At 73.9% G+C, this 19,762-nt stretch carries 14 protein-coding genes; 9 read left to right on the top strand and 5 right to left on the bottom strand.

What is annotated here, in order from left to right:
• Positions 1–13 precede the first annotated feature (13 nt).
• The 7 genes from ACPXCB_RS03695 to ACPXCB_RS03665 all read left to right on the top strand — a co-directional run bounded on the left by ACPXCB_RS03695 (position 14) and on the right by ACPXCB_RS03665 (position 9,808).
• Positions 14–196: a hypothetical protein gene (locus tag ACPXCB_RS03695; RefSeq protein WP_425872208.1), complete on the top strand. Its 183-nt coding sequence runs from the start codon at positions 14–16 to the stop codon at positions 194–196.
• A 36-nt stretch (positions 197–232) separates the two neighbouring features.
• Positions 233–1,801 (top strand): fatty acid--CoA ligase, encoded by a 1,569-nt coding sequence (locus tag ACPXCB_RS03690; protein ID WP_425872206.1) that lies wholly within the window; start codon positions 233–235, stop codon positions 1,799–1,801.
• A gap of 448 nt (positions 1,802–2,249) precedes the next feature.
• Positions 2,250–5,375, top strand: coding sequence for a non-ribosomal peptide synthetase (locus ACPXCB_RS03685; protein WP_425872204.1), 3,126 nt, complete (start codon positions 2,250–2,252; stop codon positions 5,373–5,375).
• A gap of 44 nt (positions 5,376–5,419) precedes the next feature.
• Entirely contained in the window at positions 5,420–6,403 is a 984-nt protein-coding gene (locus ACPXCB_RS03680) for an aldo/keto reductase (protein WP_425872202.1), read from the top strand.
• 58 nt (positions 6,404–6,461) lie between these two features.
• Positions 6,462–7,199, top strand: a complete 738-nt coding sequence (locus tag ACPXCB_RS03675) for a hypothetical protein (RefSeq protein WP_425872200.1) — start codon at positions 6,462–6,464, stop codon at positions 7,197–7,199.
• Positions 7,196–8,053, top strand: coding sequence for a family 3 encapsulin nanocompartment shell protein (locus tag ACPXCB_RS03670; RefSeq protein ID WP_425872198.1), 858 nt, complete (start codon positions 7,196–7,198; stop codon positions 8,051–8,053). The genes ACPXCB_RS03675 and ACPXCB_RS03670 overlap by 4 nt, the downstream gene beginning before the upstream one ends.
• 585 nt (positions 8,054–8,638) lie before the next feature.
• Positions 8,639–9,808 carry an MFS transporter gene (locus ACPXCB_RS03665; RefSeq protein ID WP_425872196.1) on the top strand — a complete coding sequence of 390 codons (1,170 nt, stop codon included), beginning with the start codon at positions 8,639–8,641 and terminating at the stop codon, positions 9,806–9,808.
• 55 nt (positions 9,809–9,863) lie between these two features.
• On the opposite strand, the gene ACPXCB_RS03660 is transcribed toward ACPXCB_RS03665, so the two are convergent.
• The 4 genes from ACPXCB_RS03660 to ACPXCB_RS03645 form a co-directional block, all read right to left on the bottom strand.
• Complete coding sequence (locus ACPXCB_RS03660) at positions 9,864–10,961, bottom strand: NAD(P)/FAD-dependent oxidoreductase (protein WP_425872194.1); 1,098 nt, start codon at positions 10,959–10,961, stop codon at positions 9,864–9,866.
• 204 nt (positions 10,962–11,165) lie between these two features.
• A complete protein-coding gene (locus ACPXCB_RS03655) occupies positions 11,166–12,389 on the bottom strand; it encodes a S8 family peptidase (RefSeq protein ID WP_425872192.1) in 1,224 nt (407 codons plus the stop codon).
• A 118-nt stretch (positions 12,390–12,507) separates the two neighbouring features.
• A complete protein-coding gene (locus tag ACPXCB_RS03650; protein WP_425872190.1) occupies positions 12,508–15,615 on the bottom strand; it encodes an Hsp70 family protein in 3,108 nt (1,035 codons plus the stop codon).
• Between the two features lie 106 nt (positions 15,616–15,721).
• A complete protein-coding gene (locus ACPXCB_RS03645; RefSeq protein ID WP_425872188.1) occupies positions 15,722–16,588 on the bottom strand; it encodes a sigma-70 family RNA polymerase sigma factor in 867 nt (288 codons plus the stop codon).
• A gap of 146 nt (positions 16,589–16,734) precedes the next feature.
• Between ACPXCB_RS03645 and ACPXCB_RS03640 the strand changes: the two genes are divergently transcribed.
• The gene (locus ACPXCB_RS03640; RefSeq protein WP_393172040.1) at positions 16,735–17,199 is read left to right on the top strand and encodes a carboxymuconolactone decarboxylase family protein; all 465 of its coding nucleotides are present in this window, start codon (positions 16,735–16,737) and stop codon (positions 17,197–17,199) included.
• Positions 17,200–17,268: 69 nt separating this feature from the next.
• Here ACPXCB_RS03640 and ACPXCB_RS03635 read toward each other — a convergent pair whose 3' ends face one another.
• On the bottom strand, positions 17,269–17,688 hold the full coding sequence (locus tag ACPXCB_RS03635; protein WP_425872185.1) for an ASCH domain-containing protein: 420 nt from the start codon (positions 17,686–17,688) through the stop codon (positions 17,269–17,271).
• A gap of 119 nt (positions 17,689–17,807) precedes the next feature.
• On the opposite strand from ACPXCB_RS03635, the gene ACPXCB_RS03630 reads away from it, so the two are divergent.
• Positions 17,808–18,830 (top strand): S66 peptidase family protein, encoded by a 1,023-nt coding sequence (locus ACPXCB_RS03630; RefSeq protein ID WP_425872183.1) that lies wholly within the window; start codon positions 17,808–17,810, stop codon positions 18,828–18,830.
• Positions 18,831–19,762: the final 932 nt, after the last annotated feature.

The following is a 19,762-nucleotide window of genomic DNA, read 5'->3' as shown; positions in this document are numbered from 1 at the left end:
AGGAGGTACGGCGATGGCGACATCGCGGGTCACGAACAGCGCGCCGATCGGGCTGGCGAGCGCGGAGGGCGACATCGTCCAGAACATCGACATGCCCCGGCGTCTCCCGGACGACGACGGCGGCAGCGCCGAGTGCGAGGTGCGGATGGCACCGGTCAGCCCGCCCGGCATGCGTTCCCAGGCCGACGCGGCGTGAGCCGCCCCCACCCGTACGTCCACTGAGGAGGACTTGGTGACCGTTCAGTTGCGCACGCTCGTCGACGTGGCGCGCCGGCACGCCGCCCAGCAGCCGGACGCCGTCGCGATCATCTGCGAGGGCCGGCGCGTCGACTACGCCACCCTGCACCGCGTCAGCAACCAGGTGGCGCGTGGCCTCCAGGCGGCGGGCCTGCGCCCCGGGGACCGCGTCGCCTACCTGGGCAAGGAGTCCGAGCACTTCTACGACCTGCTCTTCGGCGCCGCGAAGACCGGCGTGGTGTTCGTGCCGATCAACTGGCGGCTGGCCGCCGGCGAGGTCGAGCACATCCTGCGCGACTCGGGCGCCGCCCTGCTCTTCGTCGACGCCGACTCGACCCCGGTCGCCGAGAAGCTGGCGCCGGAGCTGCCGATGCTGCGGCAGGTGGTCGCGCTGGACGCCGGCGGCGTGGCCCGCGCCGGCTTCGCGGCCTGGGTGTCGGCGCAGCCGGACGCGAACGTGCTGGCCAAGGTCACGTCCGACACGCCGCTGGCGCAGATGTACACCAGCGGCACGACGGGGCTGCCGAAGGGCGTCGTCCTGGCGCACCGCAGCTTCTTCGCGGTACGCGACGGGCTCGCCTCGGAGAACCTGGACTGGCTCGACCTGCGCGAGAGCGACGTCAGCCTGCTCTGCAACGGCGGCTTCCACATCGGTGGCCTGTCGTGGGCGGCGATGGGTTTCGCCGCGGGCGCCACGAACGTGCTGATGCGCGAGTTCAACACGGCGGGCGCGGTCGAGCTGATCAGATCGCTGCGCGTCACCACCATCCTCGCGGTGCCCTCGATGCTGCGACTGCTGCTCGCGGAGCCCGGCGTCACCAAGGCGGACTTCGCCTCGCTGCGGAAGATCGTCTACGGCAGCGCGCCCATCTCGACGGCGCTGCTGGCCCGCTGCATCGAGGGCTTCGGCTGCGAGTTCGCCCAGATCTACGGCCTGACCGAGACCGGCAACTCCGCCGTCTGCCTGCCCCCGGCCGACCACACCCCGGACGGCGGCAAGATGCAGTCGGCGGGGCTGCCGTACCCGGGCTTCGAGGTCAAGATCATGGACGACAAGGGCGACCCGCTGCCGGCCGGCGAGGTCGGCGAGGTCTGGCTGCGTTCGCCGGGCGTGATGGTGGAGTACTGGAACCTGCCGGAGGCCACGGCGAAGACGCTTGTCGACGGCTGGGTCGTCACCGGGGACGCCGGCTTGCTGGACGAGGACGGCTACCTGTACATCCGGGACCGGATCAAGGACATGATCATCGTCTCGGGGGAGAACGTCTACCCGGTCGAGGTCGAGAACGTCATCAGCCGGCACCCGCTGGTCGCCGAGTCGGCGGTCGTGGGCGTGCCGGACGAGCGCTGGGGCGAGGCCGTCTACGCGTTCGTGGTGCCGGTGGAGGGCCAGCAGCTCACCGAGCGCGACCTGGCGCTTCACCTGCGCGGCCAGCTCGCCGGCTTCAAGCAGCCGCTGCACTACGAGTTCATCGACCGGGTGCCGCGCAACCCCAGCGGCAAGATCCTGCGCCGCGAGCTGCGGGAACGGTTCTGGCAGGGTCACGACCGCCGGGTGAGCTGATCGCGTTGACGGCGGTGATCAGCGAGCGGGACACCCGCGACCCGCTGCACCGGCTCGAGTGGCCCGCGGGCCGCTGGCTACCGTCCGTCATCGCACCTGCTCGTTGCGTGGCGGAGGCGTCCGTCCGCCCCGCCGGTACGCCTCCGTGCATGGACGACGGTCCAGCGTGGAATCTCCGCGTACGCCGGCAGGTGGGCGTAGGACTGCCTGGTGGGAGGCCTGTCCGCCGGACGGGCGGCGCGCGGGGAGCGCGGTCACCACTTCCAAGTGACGGGAATCGATGTAGCAGAAAGTTGCATATTCCCTCCCATCGATCGGCCCTCTAATGTCCATGACCAGCAGGCAGGGCATCGACCGGCGCCGATAACCACCCTTGCTGCGCGTCGGGTCGGATTCGTCCCGTCCGCAGCATGACGACAGGCCTGCGGGCACGGGGACAGGAGGCGTGATGAGGGCGGGCGACACCGGATCCGCGGCGGCGGTTCCCGTCTCCGACGGGCCCACCTGCCGGTGCACCGCCACCCCTGCGGCGGTCGCCGGGAGGGCGTACGACGACCGGCCCTTCCTGGCCGTGCCCGGCATGGTCGAGGAGCGCGTCGACCGGCACCCGCACCGCCGGGCGGTGTCGTTCCGGGGCCGTTCGCTGACGTACCGCGAACTCGACGACCTGGCCAACGGCGTCGCCGCCGCCCTCACCGGGCGGGGCGTCCGGCGGGGCGACGTGGTGCCCGTCCTGCTCGCCGACGGGCTCGAACTGCCCGTCGTCGACCTGGCGTTGATGAAGCTCGGCGCGGCCTTCGTACCCGTCGATCCCGGCTGGCCGGCGGACCGGCTGCACGCCTCGCTGCGGGAGGTGCGGCCCCGGCTCGCGGTGGTACGCGGCACCGGCCCGCGCCCCGACACCGGCGACGTCCCCTGCCTGCCCGTCGACCTCGACGAGATCACCCCGACCCGCCGCCGGCCCGGTGTGCCGATCGGCCCGGCCGACCTGATCTACGGCATCTTCACCTCCGGCACCACCGGCACCCCGAAGTGCGCGCTGAACCGGCACGACGGAATCGCCAACCGGCTGCGGTTCATGACGCGGCACTTCGCGGCGACCGGCGACGAGGTGGTGCTCCAGAACAGCCGGCACACCTTCGACTCGTCGGTGTGGCAGATGTTCTGGCCGCTGACCACCGGTGGCCGCACCGTGGTGCCGGTCGAGGGCGGGTTCCTCGACGTCGAGCGGACCGTCCGGACCATCGCCGACGAGACCGTCACGATGACCGACTTCGTGCCGAGCGTGCTCGGCGCGCTGGTGTCGGTCCTGGACCGGGACCCGGCGGCCCGCCGCGCCGTCGCCTCGCTGCGCCACGTGATCGTCGGCGGCGAGGAGATCGACCCCTGGGCGGTGCACCGGCTGGTCGAACTGGTGCCGGGCGTGGCGGTCACCAACGGCTACGGCCCGACCGAGGCGTCGATCGGAATGATCTTCCACACCGTCGCCCGCAGCGACGGCGACGTCATCCCCATCGGCCGGCCCATCGACAACTGCTACGCCGCCGTCGTGGACGACGAGCTGCGCCCCCTGCCGCCGGGCGAGACCGGCGAGATCGTCATCGGCGGCGTGTGCCTGGGCGAGGGATACCTCGGCGACCCGGCCCGCACCGCCGAGGTGTTCGTGCCCAACCCGCTGCCCGGCATCCCGGGGGCCCGGCTCTACCGCACCGGCGACCTCGGCCGGATCGCCCCCGACGGCCGGCTGCACTTCGCCGGCCGCCGCGACCACCAGCTCAAGGTCAACGGCGTCCGGATCGAGGCGGGCGAGATCGAGACCGCCGCCACCCGGCTGCCCGGCGTACGGCAGGCGAAGGTCCTGCTCGCCCGCGAGCACCGGGGGAAGTCGCTGGCCCTCTTCCTCGCCGCCGACCCCGAGGTGACCGAGCCGCAGGTGCGGGCGCACCTGCGCGGGCTGCTGCCCCGCACCCACGTGCCCCGGCACGTCGTCGTGCGCGACGCGCTGCCGCTGACCGGCAACGGCAAGGTCGACCGGCAGGCGCTGGAGGAATGGCTGGACCGTACGCTCGCCGACCGGACCCGCCCGTCGCCCGCGCCCGCCGAGGCGCGGACGCTTGCCGAGCGGGTGCTGGGGGTGTTCCGGACGGTCCTCGGCCGGCCCGACCTCGACCCCGACACCGACTTCCTCGACGCCGGGGGCGACTCGCTCCAGGCCCTCGACGCGGTCACCGCCCTCGGCGCGGACCAGAGCGTGCGCGTCGGCGTGCAGGACCTGTTCACCCACCGCAGCGCCGCCCGGCTCGCCCGGGCGCTCGCCGTACGGCTGCGCACGGCCGATCCCACCGAGACCGAGGACGAGCTGGTGGAGCGGGACGCCAAGATCCCGGCCAACCTGCCCGTACGCCCCGTCGGCCGGCGCCGGGCGCCGCGTACGGTCCTGGTCACCGGGGCCACCGGCTTCGTCGGCGCGCGCCTGGTGCACGAGCTGCTCGCCACCACCGACGTCCGGGTGCTGTGCCTGGCCCGCGCGGCCGACGACGCCGAGGCCACCGCCCGCGTCGTGGGCGCGCTGGCCGAGCGGGGCCTGTGGCGGCCCGGCCACGACCCGCGCCTGCACGGGTACGCGGCCGACCTCGGCAGCCCGGCCCTCGGCCTGACCCCGCAGGCGTGGGACCGGCTGGCCCACGACTGCGACCTCGTGCTGCACGCCGGGGCGCTGGTCAACTTCCTGTTCGACTACCGGGCCCACCGCGCCGCGAACGTCCTCGGCACCGCGGAGCTGCTGCGGCTGTGCCTGACGGGACGGCCGAAGCCGCTGCACCACGTCTCCACCCTCGGCGTCCTCGACAGCGAGGCCGCCCGCCATCCGCAGCCGCTGCCCGAGACGTACGACCCGGCCCTCGCCGTCCCGCCGACGAGCGGCTACAGCCGGTCGAAGTGGGTGGCGGAGCGGTACCTCGACGACGCCCGGCGGCGCGGCGCGACCGTCACGGTGCTGCGCCTCGGCGAGGTGATGCCCGCGGCCGACGACGGTCACCCCAACCCCCGGGCCCTGACCCACCTGCTGCTGGCGGCCTGCCACCGGCTGCGGATGCGGCCCGACGCGCCCGTGCGCTCCGACTGGACGCCGGTGGACTGGGCCGCCCGGCGGATCGTCGCCACGGTCGTCGACCCGCGTCAGTGGGGCGGCACGCTGCACGTCCTGCACCCGGTGAGCGTCGACTTCACCGACCTGCCGCTGGGCGGCGCGGACGCCCTGCCCCGGGTGAGCTGCGGGCGGTTCGTGGCGGGGCTGCGCGAGGCGGCGGACGGGGGCGACCGCGACGCCGCCGTGCTGCTGGCTCTCTTCCCGCCCGGCGCGGGCGCCGACGAGGAGCGGCTGCGCGCGGTCTTCGCGACGCTGCTCACCGACAACCCCCGGCTCTTCCGGCGCGATGGCTGCGCCGAGCTGGAACGCCGCCGGGGCTTCACCGACCACCGGCTCGGCCCGTCCGTCGGCGCCTACCGCGCCTGGCTGGGCGCGCACGAGGGGCGGGAGGCCGACCGGCTGCTGCTGCCGGCGGGACCAGGGTGAACGGTCGCGCGCGACGCAATTTCCGGCACGGATGAGGGAGTGGAATGCGATACCGCAGGATGGGTCGGCTCGGCTGGCAGGTCAGCGAGGTCGGGTACGGGATGTGGGGCATCGGGGGCGGACCCGGCGGCTTCACCGGCTGGGACTACGACACCGCTCCGGCCTGCCTGGACGACGCGGTGGAACGGGGCTGCAACTTCTTCGACACCGCCTGGGTCTACGGGCGGGGCGTCAGTGAGCAGCTCCTCGGCGGCCTGGTGCGCCGGCACCCGGATCGCCGGCTGTACCTGGCCACCAAGATCCCGCCGAAGAACCGCGAGTGGCCGCCCGGCCCCCAGGACACCCTGGACGACGTCTTCCCGGCCGAGCACATCCGCGAGTTCACCCACCGCAGCCTCGAGAACCTCGGCGTGGACCGGATCGACCTGCTCCAGTTCCACGTCTGGGAGGACCGGTGGGCCGCCGACGGCCGCTGGCAGGAGGCCGTCGCGGACCTCAAGCGGGAGGGCGTGGTCGACGGCGTCGGGATCAGCGTCAACCGGTGGGAGCCGACGAACTGCCACGCCGCCCTCGACACCGGCCTGATCGACGTCGTGCAGGTCATCTACAACGTCTTCGACCAGGCGCCGGAGGACGAGCTGTTCCCGCGCGCCCAGCGCGACGACATCGCGATCATCGCCCGGGTCCCGTTCGACGAGGGGACGCTGACCGGCACGCTGACCGCCGACAGCACCTGGCCGGAGGAGGACTGGCGCAGCACGTACTTCGGGCCGGAGAACCTGCTGCCCAGCGTGGAGCGCGCCGAGCGGCTGGCCGCCGACGTGCCGGCGGGGATGACCATGCCGGAGCTGGCGCTGCGGTTCATCCTGCACCACCCGGCGGTGAGCACGGTGATCCCCGGGATGCGTCGCGCCGAGCACGTCCGCGCCAACCTGGCCGTCAGCGACGGCGTACCGCTGGACGCCGGGCTGCTGGACACGCTGCGCGGCCACCGGTGGGACCGCAAGCCCACGTCGTGGTCGCAGTGAGCGCGCCCCGCCGCGGCGCCGTCCCGGGGCGGCGGGAGACGCGGTACGGGAGGCCGGCATGCCGGTGATCGCCATGTGGGCGCACCCCCGGGCGCTCTCCACCGCGTTCCTGCGCATGATGATCGCCCGCGGCGACGTCACGGTCGTCCACGAGCCCCTGGTCACCCTCGTCGACGAGGGGCACGTCGAGCTGCCCGCCGCCGACGGCGGCACCGTCACCGTGACCGACGCGGCCGAGGTCGTCGCGCACCTGACGGAGCTGGGCCGGGACCGGACCGTCTTCGTCAAGGACACGCTCGAATACCGCTACCGACACCTGTTCGACGACCCCGGGGCGATCGCCGACGTCACGCACACCTTCATCGTCCGGGAACCGGCCCGCGCGATCAGCTCGCACTACGCGATCAAGCCGACGGTGACCTGCCCGGAGATCGGCTACGAGCACCAGTGGGAGCTGTTCGACCTGGTCAGCCGGACCGCGCACCGGCCGCCGGTGGTGATCCGGGCCGAGGACCTGCTGCGGCACCCCGCCGAGACGGTGTCGGCCTGGTGCGAGGCCGTGGGGCTGCCGTTCCTGCCCGAGGCGCTGAACTGGGCGCCGGGGGAGCGCACCGAGTGGCGGCGTACGCGCAAGTGGCACCTCGACGTCGAACGCACCTCGGGCTTCTCGCCGGTCGAGAAGTCCTTCGAGGTGACCGTCGCCAACAACGACACCCTGCGGTCGTACCACGACCACCACCGGCCCTTCTACGAGCGGCTGATCCAACACGCCATCTCCATCGGGGAGGACTCATGACCATCACCACCGCGCCACCCGTGACCGCGTCGTCGACGCTGTCGCCCGGTGAGCTGTTCGCCCGCGCGTACGCCGACGATCCCGCCGGCGCCGAGGTGCGCTTCGACTACACCATCACGGACGCCTTCCAGCCGACCAAGGAACGCCCCCGGGTGACCGTGCGCAACCTGTTCCGCAAGCGGCCGGTCGGCATGGAGCCGGTCCGGTTCTGGTCCGAGGGCCGGCCCGACGCGGGCGAGGCCGCCGCCGTGCACGAGTCGGGCCTGCGCCGGGAGGCCGCCTTCCGGTTCGGCACCGCCTCCGCCGGGGTGCACCCGATCCGCGCCTGGGTGCGCGTCCCCGAGGAACTCGCCGACGACCCGGAGGCGCTGGCCTCCTTCATCGACTACCGGCTGCTGGTCCGCCTCGCCACGGCCGAGAACCAGGCGCTGACCATCGGCGAGGGCGGCCTGCTGCGGCACCCGGAGATCGGGCGGCTGCCGTACCGGCACGACTGGCTCAGCGGCCTGCTCGCCGCCTGCGACGAGATCGAGCAGACCGGGGCCACCCCGCACGCGATGATCGTCAACCCGCGGGACTACTACACCCACCTGCTCGGGAAGGGCTCGTTCCTGACGGACCTGACCCGCAACGGCGTCCAGATCAGCCGTACGCGGATGGTGGCGCCGGGCGAGGCGGTGGTGGGCGACTTCGCGATGGCGGCCCGCCTGCTGGACGCGGGGCGGTCCGCGATCCGCGTCGACACCCCGCCGCCGGGCACCCTGTCCACCGACGGCCCGGCCGTCTGTGCCGAGATCCACGAGGGACTGGCCGTGCACCTGCCGACCCACTTCTTCCACGTCGTACCGGCCTAGCGCCTCGTCATACAGCCTTGGCCGGGTGGATCCGTGCTGCGTGGGACGGTGGTGGCCGCCGAGCCGGGCTGGGGCGGGATTGTGTGTGACGCTGTCGAGCTGAGTCGTCTGCGACATCAGGCGTCGTCGGGGCCATTGTGGCCCCGGACGGCGGTGAATCGTCTGCGACATCAGCTCGACAGCGTCCCACCTGCGGACACTTCCGCCGACGGACACCATGACGGCTAATTGCGAACACGGCGCCTTGAGGTGCGGGGCTGCTGCGCGCGCATCGCCGCGCTCTACGTGCCGATCGCCCCGGGGCTGCTCCGTCAGCAGGCTGCCGCCGGGGCGGGTGCTTCGCGGACCCGGTTGAGGGGTCGTGGACCCAGGTGGTGGTGCAGCCGTCGGCGACGGTCTTGAGTCGCTGATTGGATCGTTCCGCTTCGATGCCGCTATCCTGAGCGCGAGGTGCCCGGTCGGCCCTCGGTCTGCCTGGTCGCTGGTCGATCCACTGAGGACACCGACCTGCACCGGCAGCCGCGACGCCGGGCCACCCCACCGCCCAGCAGGGCCTCACGGAGCACGGGCTAGGAGCGTCACCGCATGACCACGACCGGCGGGAAACTATCGTTCTACCGGCCCATCGTCCCGCTCTTCGCCGCGATCTTCCTGTGCCTGCTCGGCGTGGGCGCGTCCCTGGCGGTGCTGCCGTTCTACGTCCTCGACGAGCTGGACGGCAACCGGGTCGAGGTGGGGGTGGTGATCGCCGCGATCGCGGTCTCCGCCGTGATCGCCCGGCCCATCGCCGGCCGGGTCGGCGACCGGCACGGGTACCGGACGGTGATGCTGGGCGGGGCGGTGGTGTGTGCCGCCGCCGGGGCGGCCTACCTGGCGGCCGGCAACATCGGCGTGCTGGTCGGCGTCCGGGTCCTGCACGGGATCGGTGAGGCGGCCGTCTACACCGCCGGCGCGGCCTGGCTGGTGGCGCTGGTGCCGGCCGACCGGCGGGGCCGCGTCGTCGGCCTGTACGGCATCTACATGTGGCTGGGCATCACGCTGGGCGCCCTGCTCGGCGCGGTGCTGCTGCGTACCTCCGGTTATCCCGCGGTGTGGCTGTTCGCGGTCCTGGCGGCGGCCGTTGGGGCCGCGCTCGTCGCCACCCGACCGCGGCCGCGGCAGGCGAGCCCGGCGGGCCGGGCCGGCATCCTGCCGCGCAGCGCGGTGGCGCCCGGCGTCGCGCTCTCCCTGGCCGGGTTCGGCTACGCCGCGCTGGCTGCGTTCGTGGCCCTGCACATGGCGGAGCGGGGCGTCGAGAACGGCATCGTCGCGTTCAACGCGTTCGGCTTCACCTACGTGGGCGTCCGGCTCGTCGTGGGCGGGCTGCCCGACAAGCTCGGCGCCGGCCGGGTGGCCGTCGGGTCGGCCCTGGTGGAGGCGGTGGGGCTGCTCCTGGTCGCGGTCGCGCCGAACCTGCTGGTCGCGGTCCTCGGCGGGCTGGTCATCGGCGCCGGGCTCTCGCTGCTCTTCCCGGCGCTGGCCCTGTTGGTGATCAACCGCACGGACCCGGCCCACCAGGGGACGGCGCTCGGCGCGTTCACCTCGTTCTGGGACATCGGCCTGGTGGCCGGGGCGCCGCTGGCCGGCCTGGTCGCCAGCATGGCCGGCTACCCGGCGGTCTTCCAGGTGATGCTGCTGGCGGCGCTGCTGTCGGCGGCCCTCTCGGCGTGGACGATGCTGCCCCGCCGCTCCCCGTTGAACCAACACTCCGGCTGACCTCCCACCCGTCCCCATGCCCCGCCGGTCCTGAGGCTGGCGGCGAAGTCGATCTTCAGGGGAGGCGGGACGGGGACAGCGGGGTGGGGTCGACCGGGGGTGGGGCGTCGACCGCCAGCGCGGCGAGCAGGGCACCCGCCGCCGGCGAGGTCTGGACGCCGTAGCCGCCGAGCCCGGCCATCCAGAGGAAACCCGGTGCGTCAGGCGCCGGGCCGATGACGGGCACGTCGTCCGGGGCGGCGGTCCGCAGCCCGGCCCAGGGCTGGTGGACGCGGCGGATGTCCAGCGTGGTCGCCGCCTGCACCCGGTCGGCGCCGATCGCCACGTCGAGGTCGTCGGGGCGGGCGTCGCCCGGCGGCACGGGAGTGGTGTCGCACGGGGAGACCAGCAGGCGCCCCGACTCCGGCTTGAAGTAGAAGGTGCCGTCGACGTCGTTGACCATCGGCCAGTCCCCCGCCGGGACGCCCGCCGGCGCGTCCACCAGGAAGGCGGTGCGCCGCAGGGGCGTCAACCCCAACGGTCGTACGCCGGCCGCCGTCGCGACCTCGTCGGCCCAGGCACCCGCCGCGTTGACGACGACCCGGGCGCTGAACTCGCCGGCGTCCGTGTCCACCTGCCAACCGTCGCCGCCGCGCCGCAGCCGGCGTACCCGCGCGCCGCACACGACCCGGCCGCCGGCCGCCCGGATGCCGCGCAGGTAGCCCTGGTGCAGCGCGGCGACGTCGAGGTCCCGCACAGCCGGCTTCACCATCGCCCGCCGGCACCACTGCGGCCGCACGACGGGGCAGTGCCGGGGCAGGTCGGCGACGTCGATCTCGCGGGCCGGCGGGTCCACCTCGGCCCCGTCGCGCAGCGCCGCCTCGAAGGCGTCCTCGCTGCCCGGTGGGCAGAGGCTGAGCACGCCGCGCGGGGTGAGCAGCGGGTGCTCGGCGAACCCCGGCGGCGGCGCGGTGAGGAAGCCCCGGCTGGCCCGGGTCAGCGCGCGCACCGCCGGCCCGCCGTAGTACTCGGAGAACACGGCGGCCGAGCGGCCGGTGGAGTGCTGGCCGGGAACCTGCTCCATCTCCAGCAGCACCACGGTCCCGTACGCGGCGAGGTGGTGCCCGGCGCTGGCGCCCGCGATTCCGCCGCCGATGACCAAATAGTCGATCATCGATTGAACGGTAGTCGGCGAGCCCGGCGGGGACAAGGGTCGCCGAACATCGATCTTCCCGCCGCAGCCGCAGCCGCAGCCGCAGCCGCAGCCGGAGTTCACGGCCGCGACCGCAGCCGCAGCCCTGGCCCCAGCCGGAGCCGGAGTCCACGGCTGCGGCCGCGGGTGAGCCGTGCGGCCCGCCGGTGCGGCGGGCCGCGTGGGTCAGGGGCCGCAGTAGAGCAGACGGTTCGGCGTGCCGCTGACCACGCCCGTCACCACTCCGGTCGTCGCCCTGCCGACCAGGTGCGCGGCCACCTGCGCCGGGCTCCAGGTCGGATTGGCCGAGAGGGCGAGCGCGGCGCAGCCGGTGACGTGCGCGGCGGCCATCGAGCTGCCGCTGATGGTGGTCACCGCCGCGTCGCCGGTGTGCCAGGTGGAGGTGATGTTGGCGCCGGGGGCGAACAGGTCGATGCAGCTGCCGTGGTTGCCGCTCGGCATCCGGGCGTCGGTGCTGGTGGTGCCCGCCACGGTGAGCGCCGCCGCGACCCGCGCCGGGGAGTAGCCGCAGGCGTTGGCGTTCGAGCTGCCCGCCGTGACGGCGTAGGTGACCCCGGACGAGATCGACCGGTTCACCGCGGCGTCCAGCGCCGTGCTGGCGCCGCCGCCGAGCGCCAGGAGCGCCACCGCCGGCCGCACGGCGTTCGCGGTGACCCAGTCCACCCCGGCGATCACCTGGGAGAAGGTGCCGCTGCCGGCGCAGTTGAGCACCCGTACCGGCCGCAGTCGGATTTCCTTCGCCACCCCGTGCCGGGTGCCGCCGATGGTGCCGGCGAGATGGGTGCCGTGGCCGTTGCAGTCGTCCGCCGGGCCGCCGTCGACGAGGTCGACGCCGCCGCCGGCCCGGACGCCGAAGTCGCCGTGCGTGCTCCGGATGCCGGTGTCGATGACGTACGCGTGCACGTTGTGCGCGGTGTTCGGGTAGGCGTACCGGCCGTCGAGCGGGAGGTTGCGCTGGTCGATGCGGTCCAGGCCCCACGACGGCGGGTTGAGCTGCACGCCCGGCCCGACGAGGGTCACCACCCGGTCCCGCTCCACGTACGCCACGGCCGGGTCGGCGGCGAGCCGCCGGGCGGCCCGCTCCGGCAGGTGCGCCACGAATCCGTTGAGCGCGTGCCCGTAGACGCGGTCGACGGTGGCCCCGTAGCGGTCGGCCAGCCGCCCGGCGGCGTCCGTGACGGTGGCCCGCCGGTCGCCGGCGCGTCCGATCGCGTCGTCCCTGAGCACCACGACGTATCCGTCGGTCACCGCGTTCGGGGCGTCGGCGTGCAGGATCTCGCCGGTGGCCGGGGCGGCCGCCGCGGGGGTGCCCATCGCGGCGACAACCGCGGCGGCGGCGAGTACGCCCACCGTGCGGGCCCGCCATCGCCGGGTACGGGGAAGTGTCATCTGCCGGTCCTCCTCCTGTCGGCTCCGCGCCGGCTCGTGACCGGACGCGGAGCAGCCTGGCCGTTGAGAGGAGGCTATCGGCTATATAGATCCATCTGAATGCCTGTCGGGGTGTCGGCTACCCGGCGAACCGATAGAGCACGAAACCGTACGGGGACTCCGCCCCGGCGCCCCCGCTCTGCCTGCCGGCACCGCAGGCGATCACGCTGGTGTTCCACGAGCAGCTGTCGCTGCGTACGTCCGCCAGCTGGCCCAGCTCGGTCACCTCACCCGAGCCCACCGACAGCCCGGCGACGCTGCGGTCGTCCTCGGCGGAGCTGGGCGGGTCGGCCAGGAGCAGCAGGTTGCCCGCGTCGAGCCGGACCGCCACCCCGCCACGGTCGGAGAGCACGGCGCGACCGTCGGGGTCGAACAGCGTGCCGGCCGACTCCGGGGAGGTCCGCCGGGCGAGCAGGTGCTCGCCGAGGGGCACGAGCCGGGTCGCCCGGGGCGCCTTCCACCGGCTCACCTTCTCCTCGGTGGCCGCCACGACCTCGGTGGTCTCGTCGTCGCCGCCGGTCACCTCCAGCAGGCACGCCCGCCGCTCGCCGCAGGGCACCAGGGCCTCCGGGCGGCGCTTGTCGTCCTCGGCCGTGTACAGCACCTTCGGCTGGGCGTCGCCCGTCAGGTCGTACGCGAGCAGCTGGTAACCGGCGTCGTCGCGGGCCACGTAGAGGCGGTCCTCGTGCGCCACCACCAGGTCGTCGTGGTCGGCCACCCCGGCGCGGGTGCGGACCACCTGGCCGCTGCCCATGTCGACCAGTCGGACGGACCGGTCCGCGCCCACCTGCACGATCCGGTTGACCTCGCCGCGCCAGGGATCGCGCGGGGAGCCGTCGAGGAAGGCCGGGCCGCCCAGGGCCTTGTCGGTGGTGACCGGGTGGACGCTGGTGCGGGCGTTGTCGTACTCGTCGCGCGGGCTGGGCTGCGACCAGACCTCCCCGCCGTCGCCCAGGCGCAGCCCGACGAGCCGCTTCCCCTCGCGGTCCACCTGCACCGCGACGCCGTCGCCGAAGATCACGTCGTCGTTGCCCAGGATCGACCGGCGCCACCGCTGGTCGCCGGAGGCGCCGTCGAGCAGCACGAGGTCCCGGGGGGTGTCGTCGCCGATGGCGTCGGCGAAGACCGCGACCGCGCCGGGCAGGGCGACGATCCCCTTCCACCGGTCGGAGGACACCGCGGTCTGCTTCCGCCACTTCACCGCGCCGGTGCCGGCGTCGACCGCCACCACCTCCAGCCGTCCGTCGCCGAGCGGATACCCGAGATAGGCCCGCTGCCCGAGGACCGCGGTGAACATGTCCGCCGGTCGTTCCGTGCCGGCGGGCACCCGGGTCAGCTGGTCGACGGTCCGGAACTCCAGGGCGGGGTAGCGGTCCCGGGTCAGGTACAGCACCGCCGCCGTCGCCACGCCGGCGAGCGCGAGGACGGCGGCGAGCGAGACCCACAGCGCCCGGCGTCGGGGGAGCGCCAGCCCACTCCGGCCGCCGCCGGGTGACGGCGACACCGGCGTGCCGGAGACGGGTACGCCCGGCCACGCCCCCGCAGGACCACCTTGCGGTACGCCCGGCGGTGCGTACGGTGCCGCGCCTTCGGCCGGTGCGCCCGACGGGCCCGCAGCCGGCGCCCACGGCGGTGCGAACGGTGACGGGCCTGCGCCCGGCGGCGCGAACGGGTCGGCCGGTGACGGTGCGGCGGGCACGGTCGGGGCGGTCGGCGGCCCGGCGACCATGGTCGGCGTCAGCCCGGCGGGCAGGGCCGGCGTGACGCCCTCCGGTCCGGCGACGGCGGTCGGCGTGGGGGCCGGGCCGGCGGGCACTGTCGGCGCACTGCCGTCCTGGCCGCTGGCGCCGTCCCCTTGCGCGGCGGGCGCGTGCGGCGTGCTGCCGGCGGATGCGGGCTGCGCCGGCACGGCGGGCGGTGCTGGTGCGGGGGCCTGTGGTGCCGGCGCGGCGGGATCGGGCTGTGGTACTCCGGCCGGTTGCGCCGGGGCGGGGGGTTGCGCGGGTGCGGCGGCGGGCGCGGCGAAGGCGTCGGCGGCCCGGGCACGTCGGGGCAGGGGCAGGTCGGTCAGCGCCCCCTCGGCCACCGGCAGCTCCGGCTGCTCCAGCACGGTCGGGGCGATGCCCAGCTCGGCGTGCAGCAGCCGGGCCACCATCGGCATCCGGGTGGCACCACCGACCAGGAACAGGCCGGAGAGCTGCTGCGGGTCGAGGCCGGCCGCGCCGATCACGTCCCGGGCCACCGCCACCGCCCGGCCCAGCAGCGGCCCGGCCACCCGCTCCAGGTCGGCCCGGGTGAGCGTGACCGCCGCCTCCACCCCCGGCACGGCCACCGGCGCCGCCGGCACCCGCGACAGCATCTCCTTCGCGCCCCGGACGTTCTCCCAGAGCTCGTGGCGCTCCCGCCACTGGGTCGCGGACTCCGGGCGGGTCAGCCGCTCCCACCGGTCGGGGTGCGCCTCGGCGACCAGCTCGCCGAGCCGGGCCAGCAGGGCCACGTCCACGTCCAGGCCACCGAGGTCGTCCGCGCCGCCCGCGGTGACGACCGTGAACCCGGAGTCGCCCCACGGGTCGGCGCCCTCGTTGCGCAGCACCGCGACGTCCAGCGTTCCGGCGCCGAAGTCGAAGACCGCGATCGTTCCGCCCACCGGCACCGGGCGGCGCAGCACCTGCGTGTAGTAGCGGGCGGCGGCCACCGGTTCCCGCAGCAGCCGGGTGCCCGGCGGCGTGGGACCGGAGAGCGTGTGCTCGGCCGCCGACGGCCAGCCGGCCGTCGCCAGGGCGTCGGCCAGCACCTGGCGGCGGGCGGCGTCCCAGGTCGCCGGGCACGTCAGCACCGCCGGGGGCAGGAACCCGACCGCCTCGACGGCCGCCCGGGCCACCGCGTGCAGCGTCGCGGCCAGCAGTTCGGCCGGCGGATACCGGCGGTCACCCAACACGACGGCGGGCTCGTCGATGCGCCGCTTCGGGTTGGGCTCGTACCGGCCCGGATCGGTGCGGGCGAGCCGCTGGGCGTCCCGGCCGGCGTGCAGCAGCCCGTCCGCGTCGGCGTACACGCCGGAGGGGATGATCGGCTGCCCGTCCACGAGCAGTGGCCGGGTGTGCCCGTCGGGCCGACGCAGCACGGCGACGGTGTGGGACGTGCCGAGGTCGACGCCGAGGGCGTACCCCTCGTGCTGGCCTGCCATCTGCCGTTACCTCCGCGGGACGAGGGGATGCCCGGCCCCGAATCGTACGCAGCAGCCGCACCAGCGCCGATCGCGCCCTGACGTGCGGCTCAGGCAGCGCGGACCCTCACCCGACGACCAGGTCCAGGCCGGCGATCTGCTCGGGGTCGGCGACCACCTCGATGCCGAGGATCCGGTCGGTGACCACGAAGCTGAGCACCAGGCGGGTACGGCCGTCGACGAGCACCACCGCCCCCGGTGCGCCGTCCACGAACGCCGGGACCGCCCCCTGCGCCTTGCCGGAGAAGAAACTGGCGACCGTGGACGAGCCGCGTGCCTCGCCGGCCCCACCCATCCGCACGGCCGCCGCGTCGGAACGCAGGACGACGTGCGGGTCGAGCAGGGTGAGCAGGTCGTCGAAGCGCCCCTCGCGGGACGCGGCGAGGAACGCCTCGACGGTCCCACGCTGCCGGGCCCGGTCGGCCTCCGGCGCCGGCGACCCGCCCTGCACACGCCGGCGGGCCCGGCTGGCGATCTGCCGTACGGCGGCCGGGCTGCGGTCGACCACGGGCGCGAGCTCGTCGAAGGAGACCGCGAACATGTCGTGCAGCACGAACACGAGCCGCTCGGTGGGGCCGAGGGTCCGGAGCACCACGTCCAGCGCGCGCCCGACCGACTCCGTGAGCATCGCCTCCCGCTCGGGGTCGGCCTCGCCGGCGCCGGGCGTGGTCGACTCGTCGGCGGCCACGTCGGCGGGCCGCTCGTGCCGCGCGGCGCTGGAGCCCAGCCGGTCGAGGCAGACCCGCCCGACGGTGGTGGTGAGCCAGCCCGGCAGGTTCTCGATGCCGTCGACGTCGGCGCGGCTGAGCCGCAGCCAGGTGTCCTGGACCGCGTCGTCGGCCTCGGCCCGGGAACCGAGCATCCGCTGGGCCACGGAGCGCAGCCGTTGGCGCTGCTCCTCGAAGCGCTCGGCGAGCAGGTCGGTGTCGCTCACGGCATCGCCATCCCGGCCGACCTCCGGCTCTCGTGTGGCCCGGGTCACATCTGTCACGTCGCCCCTCCGGCTGTCGACAGCCGGGTGACGAAGAGGAAAGCGCTGCGGCGGGGGCGTCGGCAGCGTAACAGGAAGGACGGCACACGATGTCCGTACAGGCCCGTATGCAGAACCCCGCGACCCTGCTTCCCGACGCGGTGAAGGCGATCAATCTGCTCTACAAGGCGGCCCACTCGGCCGGGGTCCCGGGGAGCACCCTGGAGCTGGTCCACCTGCGGGCCAGCCAGATCAACGGGTGCAGCGCCTGCCTCGACTCCGGTGCCCGCAACGCCCGGAAGGCGGGGGAGACCGAGGAGCGGCTGTTCGCGCTGGCCGCCTGGCGGGAGACGCCGTACTTCACCGACGCCGAGCGGGCCGCGCTCGCGCTCGCCGAGTCCGCGACCCGGCTGGCCGACCGGGCCGACCCCGTGCCCGACGAGGTGTGGGACGAGGCCGCCCGGCACTTCGAGGAGAAGGAACTGGCCGCGCTGGTGCTCTGGCTCGCCACCACCAACTTCTTCAACCGGTTGAACGCCACCACCCGCCAGCCCGCCCCCCAGAACTGGGGCTGAGCGGCGACCGACCCGGGCGTACGGCGCGCGCCGCCGCACGCCCGGGTCGCCGCGTACGGCAAGGGGCGCTCAGACGGTGTGCACCAGCCGGAAGCGCTCGAGCAGCACCGCGGTGTCGTCGTCGACGGTGAAGCCCGGGTCACCCAGTTCCGCGCGCACCTCCGCGCTGTGCCAGAACGTCTCGTGCCCGGCCCGCCACTGCGCCACCGACTCGTACCCCTCGCCCTCGTCGAGGGCGTGCTGCAGGTCGACGTCGCCGAGCCGGACCACGCGTACCTCGGTCACCTCGATCACCGCGACCCGCCGGCCCGCCGAGTCGACCACCGCCGAGCGCTCACCCACCTCGGGCATCGGCTCGTCCGTCCGCTCGTAGCCGAGCACGAGGCTGGACGTCGACGTCTTCGCGCCGGACAGGATCGCGGCCACCAGCTGGTCCCGCAACGGCCCGGGGAACGCGAACTCCGCAGGGGAAAGATCATCAAGTTCCACGTCCGAAGGGTACGCGCCAGCGCTGCTCGGGGCGGTGCTTCGGTCAGCGCCCTGACGTACGTTCCGGACCAGGCGGTAAGTGCGTAGCGTGTCGTTGCCCGTGTTGGGACACTGCGCCGGTGACCGGTTCCGCAGTGCCTCAGCTGCTTCGGCCTCGTGCCCTGAGGACCGGAGATCTCGTCGTCATCGCATCGCTGTCCGGGCCGCTCCATGCCGCTTTCGAGCCCGACCTCGAGCAGGCGATGGTCGTGCTCGAGCGGATGGGATTTCGCGTGCGTCGGGCTCCGCTACTCGAGGCAGGGCGGCACCATTGGTGGAGCGCGGCTACGCCGGCGGAGATCGCCAGGGAATTCAATGCTCTTCTGCGTGATCCTGAGGTGCGCGCCATCATCGCGCACGACGGTGGCCAGACGGCGCTGGGCTACCTCGACCTGATCGACGTTGCGGCGATCGCTGCCGACCCCAAGCCGATCCTCTGCTACAGCGACATCTCGCTGCTGCATCTGGTGCTCTACGCACGCACGGGACTCGTCGGGTTCCATGCCGACCTGGCCACGCCTGGACTCGGCGGGGCATGGCAGGTTGCGCCCGCAGCGCGCCGAGCGCAACTTGAAAGGCTCTATTCGACGTTGCTGACCAGTACGGAGGCCATCGGTGCGCTGCCGGCCACCCCATCGTGGGAGTGCTGGCGTGCCGGTCGTGCCGAAGGCCGGCTGATCGGCGGGGTGATCAATCGTATTGTGCTGGCGCAGGCGACGCCCTACGCGCTGCCGCTCGAGTGGTTCGACGGCGCGGTGCTGTTCTGGGAGGAGATGGACGGCCACGCGTCGTACGTGTGGAGCTACCTGCAGGTGTTGCGGCACTGCGGCATCCTCGATCGGATCTCCGGCATGGTCGTGGGCGTCCCGTACGCGATCGACGGGCTCGGGGCGCCCGACGCGTCCCCGACGCTGCCCGAGATGGTCCTCGACGTCCTCGGTGAACGTGACATCCCGGTCCTGGGTAACGTCGAGTTCGGACACGCCGGCCCGAATCTGCCGATGCCGGTCGGCATCCACGTCGGCCTGGATGCCCAGCAGCGGACGTTGTCACTGCTCGAGCCGGCGGTACGGCCGCATACGGCAACGGGACCGGTCGGCTGAGCAACACGGATCGGTCAGGGGCATTGACGAGTCGGCGAAGGTAAGGGACGGCCGGGAACCGGACTGTCGCCCACCGGCACGAGGACCCGCTTCGGGCGGCACGGCCGGCGCTACTGGCCCGCCATGGCACGCAAGATCAGAGAGAGCTGGGACGAGAGCGGCCCAGGCTCGGCGACAATGCCGCTGACCTGGGCCGGTACTGCTGGAGCGGGCGACGAGAATCGAACTCGCACCGTCAGTTTGGAAGATCGTTCTCGGCTGACCTGATCTGTCTGGAACGCCTGGTCAGCGGTGCTGTCGTGCTGCCCGATCATGACCGCTGCTGACCGCCTGGGACACCGGCTACTGGCACGTGGCTGGCACGGCTGAGCGTCGGGCGCGCGGCTCTCCGGCGGCGTACGGCTTACCGCCCCCGGCCGTTCGGGCCGGGGGCGGCTTGCCGTGTCGCCGGCTTTCCGCGCGCCTGGGCCCCGGTACCCGGTGGCAAGCCGCGAAGCGGCGCGGCAGCCGATCGCCCCAGCCCTCCACGGACGCTGACCACCTTGCGATCGCGTCTGACGCTGAGTGCTGTCAGCATCCGACTGCTGCTGGTTAGCTAGCGGTGTCGCATTGTCGTACGCTGCTCGGGCGGATGGGCCGAAGTGAAGATCCGTCGCGGAGGCTACAAGACCTTCGTCGCTTTCATCTGATGTTGACCGCCGTTACCCCTGATCGATTGGTTGATCGGTCGCGTGTGGGACACGCACACGAGGAGTTTTGCTGTGGCTGAAACCCTGACCGGCGGTCCCGTTAGCCAGCCTGAGGAGGTCCAAGTGACACCAGGGGTGCGGGCGCTCATTGAGGCGGCTCGGGTGTCGGAGGCCATGAGTGCGAGGTTCGCGGAGCAGGTGACCCCGGGGGTGCGGGCGCTCATTGAGGCGGCTCGGGTGTCG

Source organism: Micromonospora sp. DT62, from assembly GCF_049847285.1.
In the GTDB taxonomy this organism is placed as follows: Bacteria; Actinomycetota; Actinomycetes; order Mycobacteriales; family Micromonosporaceae; genus Micromonospora; species Micromonospora reichwaldensis.
This window is presented reverse-complemented; position numbering and strand designations above follow the sequence as displayed.

What these genes read in the sequence shown, in the direction of transcription:
- ACPXCB_RS03695 (WP_425872208.1), top strand. Translation starts at nt 14, where the DNA reads ATGGCGACATCGCGGGTCACGAACAGCGCGCCGATCGGGCTGGCGAGC.
- ACPXCB_RS03685 (WP_425872204.1), top strand. Translation starts at nt 2,250, where the DNA reads ATGAGGGCGGGCGACACCGGATCCGCGGCGGCGGTTCCCGTCTCCGAC.
- ACPXCB_RS03680 (WP_425872202.1), top strand. Translation starts at nt 5,420, where the DNA reads ATGCGATACCGCAGGATGGGTCGGCTCGGCTGGCAGGTCAGCGAGGTC.
- ACPXCB_RS03675 (WP_425872200.1), top strand. Translation starts at nt 6,462, where the DNA reads ATGCCGGTGATCGCCATGTGGGCGCACCCCCGGGCGCTCTCCACCGCG.
- ACPXCB_RS03670 (WP_425872198.1), top strand. Translation starts at nt 7,196, where the DNA reads ATGACCATCACCACCGCGCCACCCGTGACCGCGTCGTCGACGCTGTCG.
- ACPXCB_RS03665 (WP_425872196.1), top strand. Translation starts at nt 8,639, where the DNA reads ATGACCACGACCGGCGGGAAACTATCGTTCTACCGGCCCATCGTCCCG.
- ACPXCB_RS03660 (WP_425872194.1), bottom strand. Translation starts at nt 10,961, where the DNA reads ATGATCGACTATTTGGTCATCGGCGGCGGAATCGCGGGCGCCAGCGCC.
- ACPXCB_RS03655 (WP_425872192.1), bottom strand. Translation starts at nt 12,389, where the DNA reads ATGACACTTCCCCGTACCCGGCGATGGCGGGCCCGCACGGTGGGCGTA.
- ACPXCB_RS03650 (WP_425872190.1), bottom strand. Translation starts at nt 15,615, where the DNA reads ATGGCAGGCCAGCACGAGGGGTACGCCCTCGGCGTCGACCTCGGCACG.
- ACPXCB_RS03640 (WP_393172040.1), top strand. Translation starts at nt 16,735, where the DNA reads ATGTCCGTACAGGCCCGTATGCAGAACCCCGCGACCCTGCTTCCCGAC.